Genomic DNA, 16,843 nt, shown 5'->3' with positions numbered 1-16,843 from the left:
CGATCGAGGAACGCTGATGACACCCGAAGAAGAGAATGGCCAGCTCAGAGCACTGCTGCGAAAGTCGCTCGCGACGATCCGGGAACTGAACCAGGAGAAAAGCGCCCGCCCCGCAGCATCGGTTGCCATTATCGGCACGGCATGCGAGCTTCCCGGCGGCGCCGATTCACCGGAAGCCTTCTGGGAGTTGCTGAACTCCGGAAAGTCCTGTGAGCGTGATGCTCCCGCGAGCGAGTGGCTGCGGGACGTGCACAGTCGGTATTTCGCGCAGCATCCTGCGGCGGCGGCCTACGCGTCGGCGAACTATCTCGATCGTGACGTAATGCGGTTCGATCCAAGGCCTTTCAATATCTCGCCGAACGAAGCGCGCGAGATGGACCCGACTCAGCGGCTGGCGTTGAAACTCACCGCGCAGGCGCTGGAGCGGGCGGGGTACAACCCGTGGCGAATGACGGGCAAGGTCGGCGTCTACTTCGGTGTGATCGGCGGCGAATACGGTGCGTTGGCCCGGAAGTCCGGGGAGCCAGGTCATTACGTGGCGACCGGCACGCTCGACAGCGTGGTGTCCGGGCGCATCAGCCACACCTTCGACTTCGCCGGGCCCGCGCTCTCCATCGATACCGCGTGCTCGTCGTCGCTGGTCGCCCTGCATCTGGCCTGCGCGGGCATCCGCAATGGAGACTGTGACATCGCGGTGGTCGGCGGAGTGAACCTGCTGCTGGACCCGTCGGTGGTGGGTGCGCTGGCCGGATTCGGCGCGCTGTCGATGGACGGCCGCTGCCACCCGTTCACCGGCGACGGGCAGGGCTACGGGCGCGGTGAAGGCGGCGCCGTCGTCGTCCTGAAACGGTTGACCGACGCCGAAAAAGACCGCGACGACGTACTCGCCGTCGTGCGCGCCACCGCGATCAATCACGACGGCCGGTGCAGCGGCCTGACGGTGCCGAACGGACGAGCACAGCGGCACTTGCTGACCGAGGCCTTGCGCAAGGCGGGCCTGCGCGGATCCGAGCTGGACTACCTCGAAACCCACGGAACCGGAACATCATTGGGTGACCCGATCGAGCTGACGGCGGCCAGCGCGGCCTACTGCCAGGACCGTCCGGTCGATCGGCCCTTGATCGTCGGCTCCAACAAAGCCCAGATCGGTCATCTGGAGGCCGCGTCCGGACTGGCGTCGCTGCTCAAAGTAGTTCTGGTCCTGCAACATCGCCGCATCCCGGCCCAACCCGGGTACGGCGCGCTCAGCCAGACGATCGACTTCGAGAAACTGGGACTACGAGTCCCCGACGCTCACCTCGACGTCCCCGGACGTGAATTGGTCGCCGCGGTGAGCTCATTCGGATTCAGCGGCACCAACGCGCACGCGGTGATCGAAAGCCCCGAGCATCGGACACGTACCGCGGGCATCGAGCACCGCACGCACGCACTGCTTCTCGGTGCCCGCTCCGCGAACACCTTGGCAACCACCATCGATGACGCGGTGCAATACCTGCAAGCAGCCCCGAAAGCCAACGCTCAGAACGTGTGTTTCACCTACGCGACCGGCCGCGCGCACGGCCCCTTCCGCACCTACGTGACGGGCACGAATCGCGACGAACTGCTCGACGCACTCGAAACCCTGTCCGTCACGCCACATTTCACCACCCGATCCCAGCTGACCCGAACCGGCCCGCTGAAGCCGGTCTTCATCCTGTCAGGACTGATTCCGCAGCAACCAGATACGCGAGCAGACGCCTGGTACCGCTCGTTCACCGGATTCCGCAGCGGCTTCGACGCCGTCGCTACCGCATGGACGGCACATTGCGGCACGCCACTGCCCAGGGGAAGCCGCTCGGGCAGTCCGGTCGAAGCGGCGTGCCACCAGCTCGCCGTACTGTCCGGCCTGATCCGAATGTGGCACAGCTTCGGCATCGAACCGGAGATCTGGTGCCCCGACGGCATCGGCGTGTACGCGACGGCCATCGAAACCGGCGCGCGCACTGCCGATTGCGTCGTCGGCGAGTTGCTCGACCTATTCGCCGGAGCGCCGAACGAGCCGAGCTTCCTGACGTCGACCGGCGTTGCCGCACTGCGGATTCCAGTGGGAACTGGCCCGGCGACCCGAGAGCCTGCGCAGGCCTTCCGTTTCGAAGCCGCCGTGATCTGCCCGGCCACCGGCGAATTCCTCAGCCCACGCAAGGCACTGGAGCCGGACTACTGGAGGCAAGCAGCACAGGCGACACCCGACCTCGGCCGCACCGCTCGGCTCTGCGTCGGCCATGCGGCGCGGGTGGTCGTCGTGCTCGGCCTCGAGTCGGCGCCGACGAGGACGTCGGCCGACGCACTGACCGTGGTCGAGCTCGCGTCGGACGCGGACGCCCTGCTGGCCGCCCTGGTCCGCCTGTACGAGCTGGGCGCGGAGGTGGATTGGGCCGCCTGGTACGAGGGCACCGGCGCTCGTCGCGTCCAGGTGCCCACCTCGGCCTACGAGGAGTCGACCTACGTCCTGGAATCGCTTCAGGAGGACCCGATCGCCGTACCCCTCGGTGACCCGCTGGAGCCCCGCCCGCATCCCTCGCCGCGCGGCAGCTCCGAGCTCGACTTCGTGCTCGCGAGCACCGTGCTCCCACTGGCCGACACCCACAACATCGTGCACATCGGCTATTTCGTCGAGATGCTGCTCCGCGCGACCGCCAGGCTCGTCCCGGATGCCCGCTTCGACATCGCCGAGATAACCTTCAGCACCGCGCTCATCGTCACGGACAAGGCGGTATCGGTGCGGCTGACCTTCGACGACCTCGACGCCGCGGCGCCACGGTTCGGCTTCCACTCATTGGTCGATGCGGAGACGAACCACTGGCGGACGCATGTCTCCGGAGTGCTCGCGAAACGCGCCGACCCACCATCGGTCTTCGCCGAAATCACCGGCGCATCAGTCGGATTCGACACCGCATACTCCGGCCCCGAGTTCTACGCCGCCATGCACGATCGTGGCCTGCGGCTCGGGCCGAGCGTCCGTGCCGTCGGCGCGGTGCGTCGCTCCGGGACCGTCGCCATCGCGGATATCGACCCCGCGCATGTCATCCGGACGGAAGGCGCGGCGACTCGCGTCGCGCCCGGCATTCTCGACGCGTGCGCCCAGGTGTTCCACGTCCTCATGCCGGACGTCGTTCCCGCCGACGCAGCGTTCATGGTCGAACGGATGGCCGGTGTGATCGTGCGACCCGGCGAACCGGTTGCGCCACACACGATCCGAGTCGACGGCGTCCAACTTGCCCCCGACGGCAAGAGCGTGATCGGCCGATTCGCCCTACTGGACGCCGACGCGGCCACGATCGTCGAATGCCAGGCCTGCACCGTCCGGTGGATCGACAGCGGCATCGACTCGGTGATCGCGGCCTCGGACGCATCGGCGGACACGCTGCGCCTGTCTCCGGATGAGATCACCGAAATCAATGCGGCACAAGGCTCCTCGGCCCAGAATCTGCTCGAGGCCGCGATAGGTCGGTTGATCGCCGAATTGACCGGCATCCCGACCACCGACCTCAGCCCCGCCGATACGACCGCCGCACTGGGCATCGACTCGATCCAGGCGACCCGGCTGTATCGAGCGCTCGAACCGGTCAACCCGCGCGAGCGCGCCGAGTTGGGCGATCTAGTGCAAGGCATCGCCATTGCCGAGCTGGCGACCCGGTTACGCGCCGACCCGGGTTCCTCGGCAGCCGAGCAACTCCGGAAACCGTATCTCCCACTGCGCCATTCCACCGCGCCACTACGGCTCCTCTGCGTCCCGTACGGCGGCGGCAGCACCCTCCTGTTCCGCGGCTGGCAATCCCTGCTACCCAACGACATCGAGGTCTGCCCGGTCGCATTACCGGGCCGCGGCACCAGACTTGCCGAACCCTTGGTGCCCGACGTCTACCGCATCGTGGCCGAACTGACCGACGAAGTACTGTGCTCCGGCGACGAACCATTCGCCCTCTACGGCCACAGCGCTGGTGGATTGATCAGCTACCTACTGACTCTCAACCTGCGCGAGCGTGGCCACCCAGGACCACGCCACCTGTACATCGGCGCATTCAGCAGTCCCGATCACACCGGCAACCCCTTCTACCTGGCGTGCCGAGCAGAGCTTCGGCAGGCGGGCTACCCAGATCTGCCGAGCGACAAGGAGATCCGCGACCTCACTGACCCGCAGCTCGAAGACCTCGCCGCGCTACTGCGTTTCCCCGCCGCCGACGCCGATGCGGCATTCCTGCGGATGGCATTGCCCATCCTGGCCAACGACATCCGCATGGTCGGCAGCTTCCGCCAGACCGACGCGAAGGTCCTGGACGTGCCGATCACCGCCCTGCACGGCCGCAACGACGACCGCGTCACGGAGGCGAACATGCGTGGTTGGTCCGCCTGGACCTCCGCCGAGTTCGACCTGCACGTCCTGGACGGTGACCACTTCTTCCTGCACCCCGAACAACGCCGCAAAGACGTGCTGGACATTCTCGCAAGGGGTGCTCGATGACTGGATTTGCCACCACACCAACGCAATACGACGCAGTCATCATCGGTGCAGGCCCGGTCGGCCTGTTCACCGCCGTGCTACTCGGCCAATACGGCGTACGCACGCTGGTGGTGGAACGCAGACAGCAGATGTACACCTATCCACGCGCCATCGGCATCGACGACGAAACCATGCGTGCCATGCAGGCGACCGGCATCGCCGACACCCAACTTCCACTACTCCGGTACGCGCCGATCATCGAATACCTGTCCCCGGTCGGCTATTCGCGCTTCCAGCCGCCCGCCACACCCGGCCCCTTCGGCCATCCGTTCCTCGCCACCTTCCTCCAGCCGCGCCTGGAAGCAGGCCTGCGCGCTCGATTGACCGAGCTACCGTCCGTCGAGCTGCGCGAGGGCACCGAATTCATCGACTTCGACGAGGCAGGCGGCATCGTCACCCTGATGCGCGACACCGAAGGCCAGGAACTACGCGCTTCCGCCCGATACCTGCTGGCCTGCGACGGTGGCCGCAGCCGCGTGCGCCAGCAGCTCGGGGTGGAACTCCTCGGCGCCACCCAGGAGGAGAAGTGGCTGGTGGTCGATGTACGCGACGACGACGTGCTCGCCGCGGCCATGCGCGACCGCCACCAGGACACCGCCGATCAGCCCATGGTGTCGATCTCCCTGCCGGAGGGCTTGCGCCGCATCGAATGCCGACTGGCGACGGCGACCGCGCGAGCCGAAACCGTTGGCCCGGAACTCATTCAGGACACACTGCGCCCTTTGGTCGCCGACCACCCGGTCGACGTCGTGCGAGCCGCGGTGTACGAACGCTACTTCCGGCATGCCGAACAGCTGCGCGACGGAAACGTTTTCCTGCTCGGCGACGCCGCCCATCTGGTTCCGCCGTACGGCGGTCAAGGGCTGTGCTCGGGCGTCCGCGACGCGATGAACCTGGCCTGGAAGATCGCCTTCGTGCTCCAGGGCCGCCTACCCGCCGACATCCTGGACAGCTACGACACCGAGCGCGGCGGACACCTCACGCGCACCGTGGCATTCGTGCGGCACCTGGCCCGGCGGATCGAGGGCGACAGCGGCGAGGCCCCGGGCACCGTCGAATTGTCGGTGGAGGATCAGCGCCGCGCCAAACCGGCACCCGAATACGAAGTCGGCTTCTTCGACGAAAAGGCCGGTGGCGGAAAGATGTTCCCGCAACCGGTGGTCTTGCACGAAGGCGTCACCCGACCACTGGACGACCTCCTCGGTCACGGCTTCGCGGTGCTGGCGCGAACACACAGCCGCATCTCCGCCATCGGATGGCGCGCGCTGCTGGGCGCCGACACGGTGGTCGCCCAGGTGCGCGCACACGGGGAGCCGAGCAAACCCGGAGTGCTCGTGCTCGACGACGCCACCGGCGACCTGGTGCGCGCCATCGGCGATGCCGATTTCGTTGTCCTGCGGCCGGATCGATTCGTCTTCGCCGCGTACCGCGACGCCATGGCTCCGCGGATCGCCGAGTGCCTGTCGGCGTGGCAAATGTCCGGTAGAGGTGTCCGGTGATCGAAAGTCGAAGCGGCGCAGGGCAGGTGGACGTACTCATTGTCGGCGCGGGCCCGGTCGGCCTCACCATGGCCTTGGCCCTGGCCAACAATGGCGTGCGCTTCCGCATCGTCGACAAGCTCGACCGGTGGTCGGAGCTGAGCAAGGCGATGACGCTGACCCCGAGGACCCTGGAATGCTTCCGGATGCTCGGCGTTGCCGACCGCTTCCTCGAGGAGGGCATCCTCTCCCGCCGCATCCACCACTACACCGAGCGACGAAACCCCATCGCGGTCACCGATCTGGCCGAGCTCGACGGCGAATTCCTCGGCGTACTGCACCTGAGCCAGCGCAGGACGATCGAAATCCTCACCGCCGCACTGGCCGAGCGCGGCATCCTCGTTGAACGCGGCCTCGCACTCGCCGATATCGAACAGACAGGGACGGTTCACGTCTGCACCGTCACTGCGGCCGACGGTGCTGTCACCACGATCGAAGCACGCTACGTGGTCGGTGCGGACGGCAGCCGAAGCCGGGTCCGGGAGGTGATCGGCACGGCCTTCGACGGCGAGGAACAGTCGGAGACATTCATTATGGCCGATATCGAAATGGCCGGCTTCCCTTACCATCCCGAGGATCGGCACGCGTTCTATCTGGACGAAGGCACCTTCTTCACCATCCTGCCGATCGATGGCCGCTACTTCCGTCTGATCTCCACCTCGCGCACCGCGTCCGCGGACGTCGACGAGGAATTCATCCTGCGCCGATTCGACGCGCTAGTGCGCACCGTCGGCCTCGCGCACGTGAAACTCGGAGATCCGTTCTGGCTCACCCGCTTCAATCCACGCCAATATCTCGCCGAACGACTGCAGGTGGGCGGCATCTTCCTCGTCGGCGACGCCGGACACATCCAAAGTCCCATCGGCGCACAGGGATTGAACACCGGCATCCAGGATTCGATGAATCTGGCCTGGAAGCTCGGCAGCAGCCTGCGCCACGGCGGCACCGCGGTGCTGCGCAGCTATCACGACGAACGACACCCGGTTGCCAGGCACCTCTTCGCATACAACAACATGCTCAGCGAACGCATCTTCGGCCGCAATCGCCTGAAACGGCAGTTGCTGCGCTACCAGAACTATTTGCTTCGCCTGCCCAAGTTCCATGCCGAGGAGCTGGCGAAGGTCAGCCAATTCCGGGTCGGCTATCCGGCAGGCGGCCTCTTCGCACGGCCTGAACCGGACAGCACACCGGGTGGGCCGCGCATGCGCGTCGGACAACGCATGCCGCACTGCGCCTTCGAGACCACCGACGGTCACCAGCTCCGGCTGCTGGACGAACTGGGCGCGTACCGGCACGTGCTGCTCATCTTCGCCGGTGAGGACACCGTTGCGTCGGAAGCGTTTACGGCGCAGGTCGGGCACGGAACCGTCAGTTACGTCGTCTACGACCGGCCGTCACCGCGACAGAAGTACCGGCGACCGGAGGGCAGCAACGTGCTGTTCGATGTTTCCGGCCGCTGGCGTGCCCAGCAGCAGGTGCCGCCGCACACCGGCGTGCTGATCCGCCCGGACGGCTACGTGGCCGCGATATTCCGGCACGGCGACCATCGCACACTCGAAACCTATTGGGACCTACTGACATCGCACACCGAGGACGGACAATGAAGGCACTGCGTTTCGACCAGATCGGCTCCCTCGACGCCCTCGCCCTGGCGGAAGTGCCTCGGCCACCGGCGCTCTCGGGCGAGGTCGTCGTGCGCATCCACGCCGCCGGCGTCAACCCGAGCGACTTCAAGAACGTGCTCGGCAAGTTCCCGTACACCACCGTGCCGCGCACTCCTGGCCGCGACTTCGCCGGTGTCGTCGTGGACGGTCCCGCCGGATTGCTCGGCCAGGAAGTGTGGGGGAGCGGGCGCGAACTCGGGTTCGTCCGCGACGGCTCGCACGCCGAGTACCTCGCGCTCCCGGCGGCCGGTGTCGCACGCAAACCCGCCACCCTGTCCTTCGCCGAGGCCGCCGCCTCCGGTGTGCCCTACCTGACCGCGTGGGAGGCCGTCGAGCGCATCGGCATCGGCGCGGGCACCCGCCTGGTCCTGATCGGCATGGGCGCGGTCGGCACGGCCGCCCATCTGCTCGCCACCGCCCGCGGCGCCGATGTCGTTGTCGGCGTGCGCCGTTCGGAACGTGCCGACGAACTGCGCGCCCGCGGCGTCGAGGCGATCGTGCTGGACGACACCGAGAAGTTCGCCGCACAGGTCCGCGACCGTTTCGCCGACGGCGCCCAGGCGGTGTTCGACACCACCGGCTTCTGGCTGCCCGCGGCGATCACCGCGCTCGGCACGGGCGGCCACATCGCGGTGATCGCCGCACCCGCGGACGGCCACGAGCGCGTCCCGGTGCTCGACCTCTACCGCCGCGGCGGCACGCTCGTCGGCGTCAACTCGGCCAGGCATGACACGATCGCCAGCGCCGCCTCGCTCAACAGCCTCGGCGAGCTGTTCGACTCGGGTGCCCTGCCGGTGCCGACCGGCATCGTCGCCCGGCCGCTGGACCAGGCGGTGCAGACCTATCGTGAGCTGGCGGCGGGAGCGAACGACAAGTTCGTCTTCACCAATACGGAGCACTGAACGATGCCCGTCTTCGTTTTCCCGGGCCAGGGGTCACAGTTCCCCGGTATGGGAAAGGAACTGTTCGACGAGTTCCCCGACCTCATGCGCGAGGCGGACGCGGTCCTCGGCTACTCGGTGCGCGACATATGCATGGAACCGGGCGGCGCGCGCATCGCCCGGACCCGATACGCCCAGCCGGCCATCTACACCGTGAATGTCCTGACGTACTTACGTTTTCAACGCAAATCGCCCCTACGACCGTCGTATCTGCTCGGCCACAGCCTGGGGGAGTACTGCGCGCTGTACGCGGCAGGTGCATTCGACTTCGCCACCGGGCTGGAGCTCGTCGCCCGACGTGGCGAACTGATGGCCGAGGCCGACAGTGGCGCGATGGCCGCAGTGGTCGGCCTCACCGCCGAACAGGTCGAAGCGGCCACGCCCGGCGACGGCGTCTGGGTCGCGAACTTGAACACACCACACCAGGTGGTGATCTCCGGCGGCACCGAGCAAATACATTCGGCGCGTGACGATTTCCTCGCCGCGGGCGCGACCCGCTACGTCGTGCTACCGGTCAGTGGTGCTTTCCATTCCCCACTGATGGCGGCCGCCCAGGCCCGTTTCGCGGAGGTCCTGGCCGCCGCAGCGCTGCGCGACCTCCGAATCCCCGTGGTCGCCAACCTGTCCGGCGAACTCCACACCGACGCCGGGCTGCGGGCCTCGCTCGCCGCGCAGATCTCCGCGCCCGTCCGCTGGGCCGACAGCATCCGACTGTTGTTGCACCGCGGCGAGACCCGTTTCATCGAAACCGGCGCCCGCCGCGTGCTCACCCCGATGATCGAAAAGATCGCCGCCTGAACGCGGTTACTTCTCGAACTGCGTCCGCTTCCAATCCCCGTACGGCTCATCGCGTTCCCGGACAGCCTCCCGGAAACCGGTAGTAGCCGAACGTAATTGGAATGCGTAGCCCTCGCGGGTGTGCCGGGAGATACCGTCGAAAACGGTGCTGATCATGCCGGAGTTCGCCACACCCTGCGCGAGCAACGCGCTGTTGAGCGCCAGTTTCGCCATGACCAACTGGTTGATCGGCATCCGGGCGATACGTTCGAGCAACGCCTCGGTGCGCTCGTCGAGTTCGTCGGCGGGCGCGGATTCGACCGCGAGTCCCCATTCCTCGGCCTGCTTGCCGGACAGGCAGTCGCCGGTGAACAGCAGCCGCTTGGCACGTTGGTCGCCGAGGCGGTGCGCCCACATACCCGCCGCCGGAATGCCCCAGACCCGGGTAGGCGGGTAGCCGATCTTGGTGTCATCGGCGCAGATGATCTGGTCGGCGTAGAGCGCGATATCGGTGCCGCCCGCGACGGCGAACCCGTGCAGCTTGGCGACCGTCGGCTTGTTCGCGTGCAACAGGCTGGCGAAGCCGCGGTTGAATCGGCTCATCATCGCGTAGTCGACCATCGGATCCCAGGTACCCCAGGGATTGTGATTGCGGGCCTGGGCCACGGGATCCAGCACGGTGCCGGTGCGCGACTCCGCGCCGTCGACCGGTTCCTGGCCGTTTTCGGCGAAGATCGACAGGTCGTAGCCGCCGCAGAAGCCCTTACCGCGCCCGGAAACCACCATCACGTGCACGCGCGGATCGAGGTCGGCCCGCTCGACCGCGTGCGCGAGCTCGACGGGGGTGTCGGCGGTGATCGCGTTGCCGCGCTCGGGGCGGTTGAAGGTGATCCGGGCGATCCGGCCGGTGACCTCGTAGGTCAGCGTGCGATAGCTGAGTTCCGTCGGCGGCAGCGCGCGGTCGGCCCACGGCGAATCGGGCGCTTCGGTAAGTCCCTCGTACCAAGCGGCCGGGCGGGTGCCGGAATGATTCTCGAACTCTGACAAGAGGGTTTCCTGACTACGTCGGGGGACGGCGAACTTCCCACCGATATTACATACTTGTTTCAATTGGCGGCGCACTGTAATACTGATTCATGGCCACCCACGCGGTAACAAACCAGGTTCCCCCGCTCGTCGACTACGACGCCGCCGAGCAGCCGGTGCTGCTCGAGGCGCTGCACCGCGCGGGCGCCGAGCACACCCTCGACGAGCTGCACGAGATCGGACGGCTGGCGGGCAGTGCCGAAGCCATCGAGCTCGGTGATCTCGCCGAGGCGCATCCGCCGACGCTGCAGACGCACGATCGCTACGGCAACCGAATCGACGAGGTCGGGTACGACCCCAGTTACCACCGGCTGATGACTCACGCGGTCGGCTTCGGTCTGCACGGCGCGGTATGGGCGGACACCCGGCCGAATCCGCATCTGACGCGCGCCGCGAAATTGAGCGTGTGGGGCCCGGTCGACGCCGGCCACGGCTGTCCGATCTCGATGACCTACGCCGTTGTCCCCGCCCTGCGCGCCGCACCCGAACTCGCCGCGCAGTACGAACCCCTGTTGTGCGCCAAGGAATACGATCCTGGTCTGCGTGCGCCGCTGACCAAGCGCGGGTTGATCGCCGGGATGTCGATGACCGAAAAGCAAGGCGGCTCGGATGTCCGGGCCAATACCACCGCCGCCACCCCGATGCCCGACGGAACCTACCGGATCACCGGGCACAAGTGGTTCACCTCCGCGCCGATGTCGGATGTGTTCCTGGTGCTCGCACAGGCGCCCGGCGGGCTTTCCTGCTTCTTCGTCCCGCGCGTGCTGCCGGACGGCACCCGCAATACCTTTGCGCTGCAACGGCTCAAGGACAAACTCGGCAATCACTCCAATGCCAGCAGCGAGGTCGAATACGACAACACCGTCGGCTGGCTGGTCGGCGACGAAGGCCGCGGCGTGCCGACGATTATCGAAATGGTGAATCTGACCCGGCTGGACTGCACCATCGGCACCGCCACCGCGATGCGCACCGGTGTCGCCGCGGCCGCACATCATGCCGCGCACCGCACGGCTTTCGGTGCGACGCTGGCGGATCAGCCATTGATGCGCAATGTGCTCGCCGATCTCGCGATCGAGGCGGAGGCGGCGACGACAGTCGCAATGTGGCTTGCGGACCTCACCGATCGGGCGACCGCCGGGGCGGATGGCGCAGACCAGTTGCGCCGAATCACGTTGGCGGTGAGCAAATATTATGTGTGTAAGCGCGGCCCGATCCACGCCGCCGAGGCGCTGGAATGCTTGGGCGGCAACGGTTATGTCGAAGAATCGCGGATGCCGCGGCTCTATCGGGAGGCGCCGTTGATGTCGGTCTGGGAGGGGTCGGGCAATGTCGCCGCACTCGATACGCTGCGCGCGATGGCCAAACAACCGGAAACCCTCGGCGCCTTTTTCGACGAAGTCAAACGCGCCGCCGGTGCCGACACACACCTCGACGCCGCGATCGTCCGGCTCGAACAGCAATTCGGCGATTTCGACACCATCCAGCATCGCGCCCGCCGCATCGTCGGCGATATGGCGCAGGTACTTCAGGCATCGCTGCTTGTTCGCTACGGTCATCCCGCGGTGGCGGATGCGTTCACCGTCAGCAGGCTCGGCGGTGAACACGGCGACGTTTTCGGCACCCTACCGACAGGTATCGATACGGCCGCGATCATTCAACGCGCCACACCCAAGACGGGGAACTGAAACCGACCGGCGCACTTCTTCGGATGGCACTACACATCCGATGTGACGAGCAGCTGCTCCGCGAATGCCATGAATTCGGTTCGGAACGCCGCGTATTCGGCGCGCAGCGCTGACCCGGGCCAGTCGGCGGGCAGCAGTGGATCGGGCAGCAGCGGGTCATCGAGAATATGCCGCACCGCCGCTGCCGCCACCTCGAACCGCGTCCGCAGCGAGGCCGAACTCGCGAACTCGTGCAGCAGCCGTTGCGCGTCGCGAGCCCAAAGTTGTGGTGCGAAAAGGGTTTCCGCCATCGCGACCGGAGCATCCTGTGGTACCGCGGTGAACACCGAAACTCGCCGACTGGCCTCCGGCCCGAGAACGATCTCGATGTTCGCGGGCCGGGTCCACACACCCTCACGCAATTCGCCGAGTTTGCGGGCGCGCATCGTGTCGCGGAAAGCGGTCCGAGCGGGCGCATCGTCGCCGACGGTCGTCACCACCGCCAAAAACCATGCGCCGTCCCAGGTTTTCACCACGGGAGTCACCGCGGCGTCCTGCCTGCGCTGTCGCTCGATCAACCGATCCGAGAGCCGATACACGCCATTCGCGCGTTCCAGATCACCCATGGCCACCATGCGGGTGAGCGCGACCCGCACGGCCGATTGCTGCAGGCCGAGTTCCTCGGCCACCGAAACGATCCAGCTGACCGGCGCCTCCGCCGGATGCGCGCCGAGCAACGCACTCAGAATTGCCGACCGAGCGGTCAGCTTCCGCACGCGCATCGCCACACATCCCCGTCCTATCCGAGTCACCGCCTACCGAACTCCGGCGGTCGAACCCGAAATTCTACCGACGGGCTCGCCACCCCCCGCCGCGCGACATCGCCCGCCCGAAGTCCGCGGCGACCGCCGTGCACTGGCGATGTGTCCGGCCGAGGCCCGAATCGCGTGGTATGGCTAGTTCGCGTTGTTATATGCCGCGACAATGTCGGCGGGGATCCGGCCACGGGTCGATACGTTGTGCCCGTGCTTCCTGGCCCATTCGCGGATCGCGGCTGTTTGCTCGCGATCGGTCGCGGAAGTCGCTTTGCCGGTGCCTTTCCGCTTCGCCCGACCCGTCTTGCGCGCCTTTTCCGCCCACGGCTCGAGCGTCACCCGCAGCTTGCCCGCGTTCTTGGTGGACAGATCGATCTCGTAGGCCACGCCATCGATCGAAAATTGAACTGTTTCATTCGCTTTCGACTTGCCGTCGTAGTCGTCGACCAGGGTGACGGTGACTTTCTTGGCCATGGGATGCGTCCTTCGCGTAGTCACGAGTAATTGCTCGAAATACTAATACCGTAGCTTATCGAACTCGGCGAGGAGAAAAGGACTGTGCCGCAGAAGTGCCTGGAGCGAATGCGTGTACGTCCGACTCAGCGGAGCGATTCTGCGGCCGTCGCGGCTATCGCCGAGGCGACCGCGCTCAATGCGGGTGAGTCGAGCCGCCATTGCTGCCAGTACAGCGGGACATCGATGAATGCTTCGCCGTCGATGGTCACCAGCTCGGTACTGCGGAAATTGCGTGTTTGCAGGTCCGGCAGCATGCCCCAGCCCAATCCGAGCCGAACCGCCGCGAGGAAACCGGCCGAAGAAGGGACATAATGCCGCGGCGGATCGAGCGGTTGCCTACTGCGGCGACGCAGGTGACGGTCTTGCAGATCGTCTTTGCGGTCGAAAAGCACCACCGGTGCCGCGGCATAGGACTTGGCGGTGGCGCCATCGCCGAACCAGGTGCGCGCGAAGCGCGGTTCGGCCATCGGCCGGTAGCGCATCGAGCCGAGTCGTTCTACTCTGCAGCCCTGCACCGGGGTGGACGTGGCGGTGATCGCCGCCATAACCGTGCCGTCGCGCAGCAGCCGGGTGGTGTGTTCCTCGTCCTCGCGGTGAATATCGAAGCAGACGCCCGGCGGCGCCGCGGCCAGCGCGGGCAGCACCCAGGTTTCCAGTGAATCGGCATTGACCGCGATGGGCAGTCGGGTCGGGCGGTGTGCCTCACCGAGTTCGGTGGCGGTGTCGCCGGCCAGCAGCTCGATCTGCCTGGCGAGCCGCAGCACCGCGAGCCCGGATTCGGTGGCGCACACCGGCTTTGTGCGCTGCACCAGGACGCGGCCTGCCGCGTCCTCCAGCGCTTTGATGCGTTGGCTGATCGCGGACGGGGTGATCCGCAGGCTCTTCGCGGCGGCGTCGAAGGTGCCCTCGGTGATCGCCGCATTCAATGCGCGGAGCTGATCCAGCTGGAGATCCATGTTAAGGGATCGTAATGGTAGTGCAGAATCTTTAGTTTGCCTTGAGATAATGCCGTGCCTAGCGTCGATGGACATGGAAGTGTCCTCGGCCGCCCTGGCGGCGCTGTCCGGTCTCGGTTTCGGTCTCTCGCTGATTGTGGCCATCGGCGCGCAGAACGCGTTCGTGCTGCGCCAGGGGGTGCGCGGACAGCACGTCTTCGCCGTGGTGGCGGTGTGTGCGCTGTCGGACATCGTGCTGATCGCCGCGGGCGTCGGGGGGTTCGGAGTCGTCGTCCAATCGGTGCCCGTCGTGGTCACGGTGGTGCGGTATGCGGGCGCCGCGTTCCTGCTCGGCTACGCCGTGCTGGCGGCCCGCCGGGCTTTCGCGTCCACGGCGTTGATCGTCGGATCAGCGGGCACGACGGTCGCGCTCGGGGCCACCGTGGCCACCACCTTGGCCCTGACCTGGCTGAACCCGCATGTCTACCTGGACACCCTGGTCCTGCTCGGCTCCCTCGCCAGCACCTACGCCACCCCCGACCGCTGGTTCCTCGGCGCGGGCGCCATGCTCGGCAGCCTCGTCTGGTTCACCGCGCTCGGTTACGGTGCCCGGCGGCTCGGCCCGCTGTTCGCCCGACCCGCCGCCTGGCGTGTGCTGGATTCCGCTATCGCCGTGGTGATGACGCTGTTGGGTCTGGGCTTGTTGCTCGCGGGCCCCTCGATGTGACGTCGAAACCCGTTGGTTTTCACTGTTCCAGACCCGTGGACAAGTGAAATCCGCGCTTGGACAGCGGAAAACTCGAATGTTGCCACGGTGCGGTATCGAGTGTTGTTCGGTGCGAACGGGGTTGGCTGCGCCGACGGCGTGACGGGAGACACAGCGGGTATCGCGTGCAGTGCTGATTGGGGTCAGAAGGCCCGGGTATGCGGCGAATGACCGCCAACACCGACCTGGAGGAGTTGCCATGACCAAGGACAACAGCGGACCGCGCGAGGCCGTCGAGGGCGTCGTTGAGGACGTCAAGGGCAAGGCCAAGGAAGCCGTCGGCATTGTCACCGGGAACGAAGGCCTGAAGAGCGAGGGCCGCGCCCAGCAGGACAAGGCCGAATCCGAGCGTGAGGCAGCCAAGAAGGAGGCCGAGGCGGAGAAGGCCCGCGCCGAGGCCACCCTGGACGAGGCTCGCCAGAGTGCTTACGAGAGCGGCAAGGAATCCTAGTCGCCAGAGTTTTCGGCGGCGCGGAGACGATCTTTCGTCCCCGCGCCGCCGATTTATGTTGCGCTGCGGAACATTTGGGCCGCCTGCTGCCGCTCGGCGAGGATCTGGCGCCGCCGCTCGGCCATCGCGGCGGCCGGTGAGCCGCCGGAGGTGATGGCTGCCGCGAGGGCTGCCGCGTCCTCGATGGCGTCGCGGGCGCCGACACCCGCGGCCGGGGTGATGGCGTGATCGGCGTCACCGCAAAGGATTACCGGAGTCTGCGGCGGACGCGCGTCGGCCAGCGGCACGGTGCGCGCGTTGGAGACGTGCACGGCGGTAGTGGCGGCCAGCAGGGTCTCGACGAGTTCGGGGATCGCGGTGGCGCCGGCTCGAATTGGCTCCGCCCAACCGTCAAGAGACTGAGATCCGATGTCCTGCACGGCAAGTGGGCCGCGGGTCAGTCGGGTGAACCAGACGGAGATCGTTGTGTTCCAGAAGTGCCCGAAGGTACTGGCAGGTCGGCCGTTGTCGTCGAGTTGGCGATGGAAGTGCAGCACGGACGGATCGGTGTCCGGCTGGATCGGTCGATCGGTGATGCCGTAAATGATGATCTGGCCGGAGTATTCGGCGGTGCGCTCGGGTTCGAGGTGGCGCCGGGCCGGGGAGTCGATGCCGTCGGCGGCGATGATCACGTCGTCGGCCGGAACCGGGTTTTCGCCGCTGAAGAGCTTCCCCTCGGTACTGTTCAGCTCGGTGATCGGGGTGGCATAGTGCAGCTCGGCCGTTGTGCCGGTGGCGAATTCGTTCAGTGCCCGGAGGAGCTCGGCGCGCAGGTACAGCCTGCGCTCGGTGCGGGAATCGCTGCGTATCACCCCGGATCGGTCGGCCGCGCGCAGCTCGGTCAGCGGATGCGACGCCTCGTGCAGCCGATCGATCCCGACGCCGAGCCCGGCCAGCGCGGCATGCGCCCGATCGTCCAGTGCCAGAAAGTGTCCCGCGCCGATGACCGGTTGACTCTCATAGACCGTGACCGGCCGCTCGTCCCGCGCGAGCGCACCGGCAAGCAAGGTACCCGCGATTCCACCGCCGATGATCGTGACCATGCCCCCACCTTAGGTCCCACCATCGGGGCGCGGTGGTGTCCCGCAACCCGATGGTGGGCGCACTGCCG

13 protein-coding genes are annotated in these 16,843 nt (G+C 66.9%); 8 read left to right on the top strand and 5 right to left on the bottom strand.

What is annotated here, in order from left to right:
- The first annotated feature begins 16 nt into the window (after window positions 1-16).
- Genes ABZ942_RS16590 through fabD form a run of 5 tightly spaced genes read left to right on the top strand, consistent with a single transcriptional unit; the run spans window position 17 to window position 9,481 of the window.
- On the top strand, window positions 17-4,501 hold the full coding sequence (locus tag ABZ942_RS16590; protein ID WP_357382703.1) for a beta-ketoacyl synthase N-terminal-like domain-containing protein: 4,485 nt from the start codon (window positions 17-19) through the stop codon (window positions 4,499-4,501).
- Complete coding sequence (locus tag ABZ942_RS16585) at window positions 4,498-6,039, top strand: FAD-dependent monooxygenase (protein WP_357382701.1); 1,542 nt, start codon at window positions 4,498-4,500, stop codon at window positions 6,037-6,039. The genes ABZ942_RS16590 and ABZ942_RS16585 overlap by 4 nt, the downstream gene beginning before the upstream one ends.
- Entirely contained in the window at window positions 6,036-7,682 is a 1,647-nt protein-coding gene (locus ABZ942_RS16580) for an FAD-dependent monooxygenase (protein ID WP_357382699.1), read from the top strand. The genes ABZ942_RS16585 and ABZ942_RS16580 overlap by 4 nt, the downstream gene beginning before the upstream one ends.
- A complete protein-coding gene (locus ABZ942_RS16575) occupies window positions 7,679-8,644 on the top strand; it encodes a zinc-binding alcohol dehydrogenase family protein (RefSeq protein WP_357382697.1) in 966 nt (321 codons plus the stop codon). Before ABZ942_RS16580 ends, ABZ942_RS16575 begins: the two co-directional genes overlap by 4 nt.
- Before the next feature lie 3 nt (window positions 8,645-8,647).
- On the top strand, window positions 8,648-9,481 hold the full coding sequence (fabD, locus tag ABZ942_RS16570) for an ACP S-malonyltransferase (RefSeq protein ID WP_357382695.1): 834 nt from the start codon (window positions 8,648-8,650) through the stop codon (window positions 9,479-9,481).
- Between the two features lie 6 nt (window positions 9,482-9,487).
- Here fabD and ABZ942_RS16565 read toward each other — a convergent pair whose 3' ends face one another.
- Window positions 9,488-10,507: a crotonase/enoyl-CoA hydratase family protein gene (locus ABZ942_RS16565; RefSeq protein ID WP_357382693.1), complete on the bottom strand. Its 1,020-nt coding sequence runs from the start codon at window positions 10,505-10,507 to the stop codon at window positions 9,488-9,490.
- Window positions 10,508-10,596: 89 nt separating this feature from the next.
- Between ABZ942_RS16565 and ABZ942_RS16560 the strand changes: the two genes are divergently transcribed.
- A complete protein-coding gene (locus tag ABZ942_RS16560) occupies window positions 10,597-12,231 on the top strand; it encodes an acyl-CoA dehydrogenase family protein (RefSeq protein WP_357382691.1) in 1,635 nt (544 codons plus the stop codon).
- Between the two features lie 29 nt (window positions 12,232-12,260).
- On the opposite strand, the gene ABZ942_RS16555 is transcribed toward ABZ942_RS16560, so the two are convergent.
- From ABZ942_RS16555 to ABZ942_RS16545, 3 genes are all read right to left on the bottom strand, one after another.
- Window positions 12,261-12,986 (bottom strand): PaaX family transcriptional regulator C-terminal domain-containing protein, encoded by a 726-nt coding sequence (locus ABZ942_RS16555; protein WP_357383191.1) that lies wholly within the window; start codon window positions 12,984-12,986, stop codon window positions 12,261-12,263.
- Between the two features lie 180 nt (window positions 12,987-13,166).
- Window positions 13,167-13,499 (bottom strand): Lsr2 family protein, encoded by a 333-nt coding sequence (locus ABZ942_RS16550; protein WP_357382689.1) that lies wholly within the window; start codon window positions 13,497-13,499, stop codon window positions 13,167-13,169.
- A 125-nt stretch (window positions 13,500-13,624) separates the two neighbouring features.
- The gene (locus ABZ942_RS16545; RefSeq protein ID WP_357382687.1) at window positions 13,625-14,497 is read right to left on the bottom strand and encodes a LysR family transcriptional regulator ArgP; all 873 of its coding nucleotides are present in this window, start codon (window positions 14,495-14,497) and stop codon (window positions 13,625-13,627) included.
- Window positions 14,498-14,570: 73 nt separating this feature from the next.
- Between ABZ942_RS16545 and ABZ942_RS16540 the strand changes: the two genes are divergently transcribed.
- Both ABZ942_RS16540 and ABZ942_RS16535 read left to right on the top strand, forming a co-directional pair.
- On the top strand, window positions 14,571-15,203 hold the full coding sequence (locus ABZ942_RS16540) for a LysE/ArgO family amino acid transporter (RefSeq protein ID WP_357382685.1): 633 nt from the start codon (window positions 14,571-14,573) through the stop codon (window positions 15,201-15,203).
- Between the two features lie 238 nt (window positions 15,204-15,441).
- Window positions 15,442-15,693: a CsbD family protein gene (locus ABZ942_RS16535; RefSeq protein ID WP_357382683.1), complete on the top strand. Its 252-nt coding sequence runs from the start codon at window positions 15,442-15,444 to the stop codon at window positions 15,691-15,693.
- 53 nt (window positions 15,694-15,746) lie between these two features.
- Here the strand turns inward: ABZ942_RS16535 and ABZ942_RS16530 are convergent, their stop codons facing one another.
- A complete protein-coding gene (locus ABZ942_RS16530) occupies window positions 15,747-16,775 on the bottom strand; it encodes an FAD-dependent monooxygenase (RefSeq protein ID WP_357382681.1) in 1,029 nt (342 codons plus the stop codon).
- Between the last annotated feature and the right edge of the window lie 68 nt (window positions 16,776-16,843).

The sequence above is a fragment of the Nocardia sp. NPDC046473 genome, assembly GCF_040645995.1.
GTDB lineage: Bacteria > Actinomycetota > Actinomycetes > Mycobacteriales > Mycobacteriaceae > Nocardia.
Note: the sequence above shows the minus strand (reverse complement) of the source record. Positions and strands in the feature narration are given on the sequence as shown.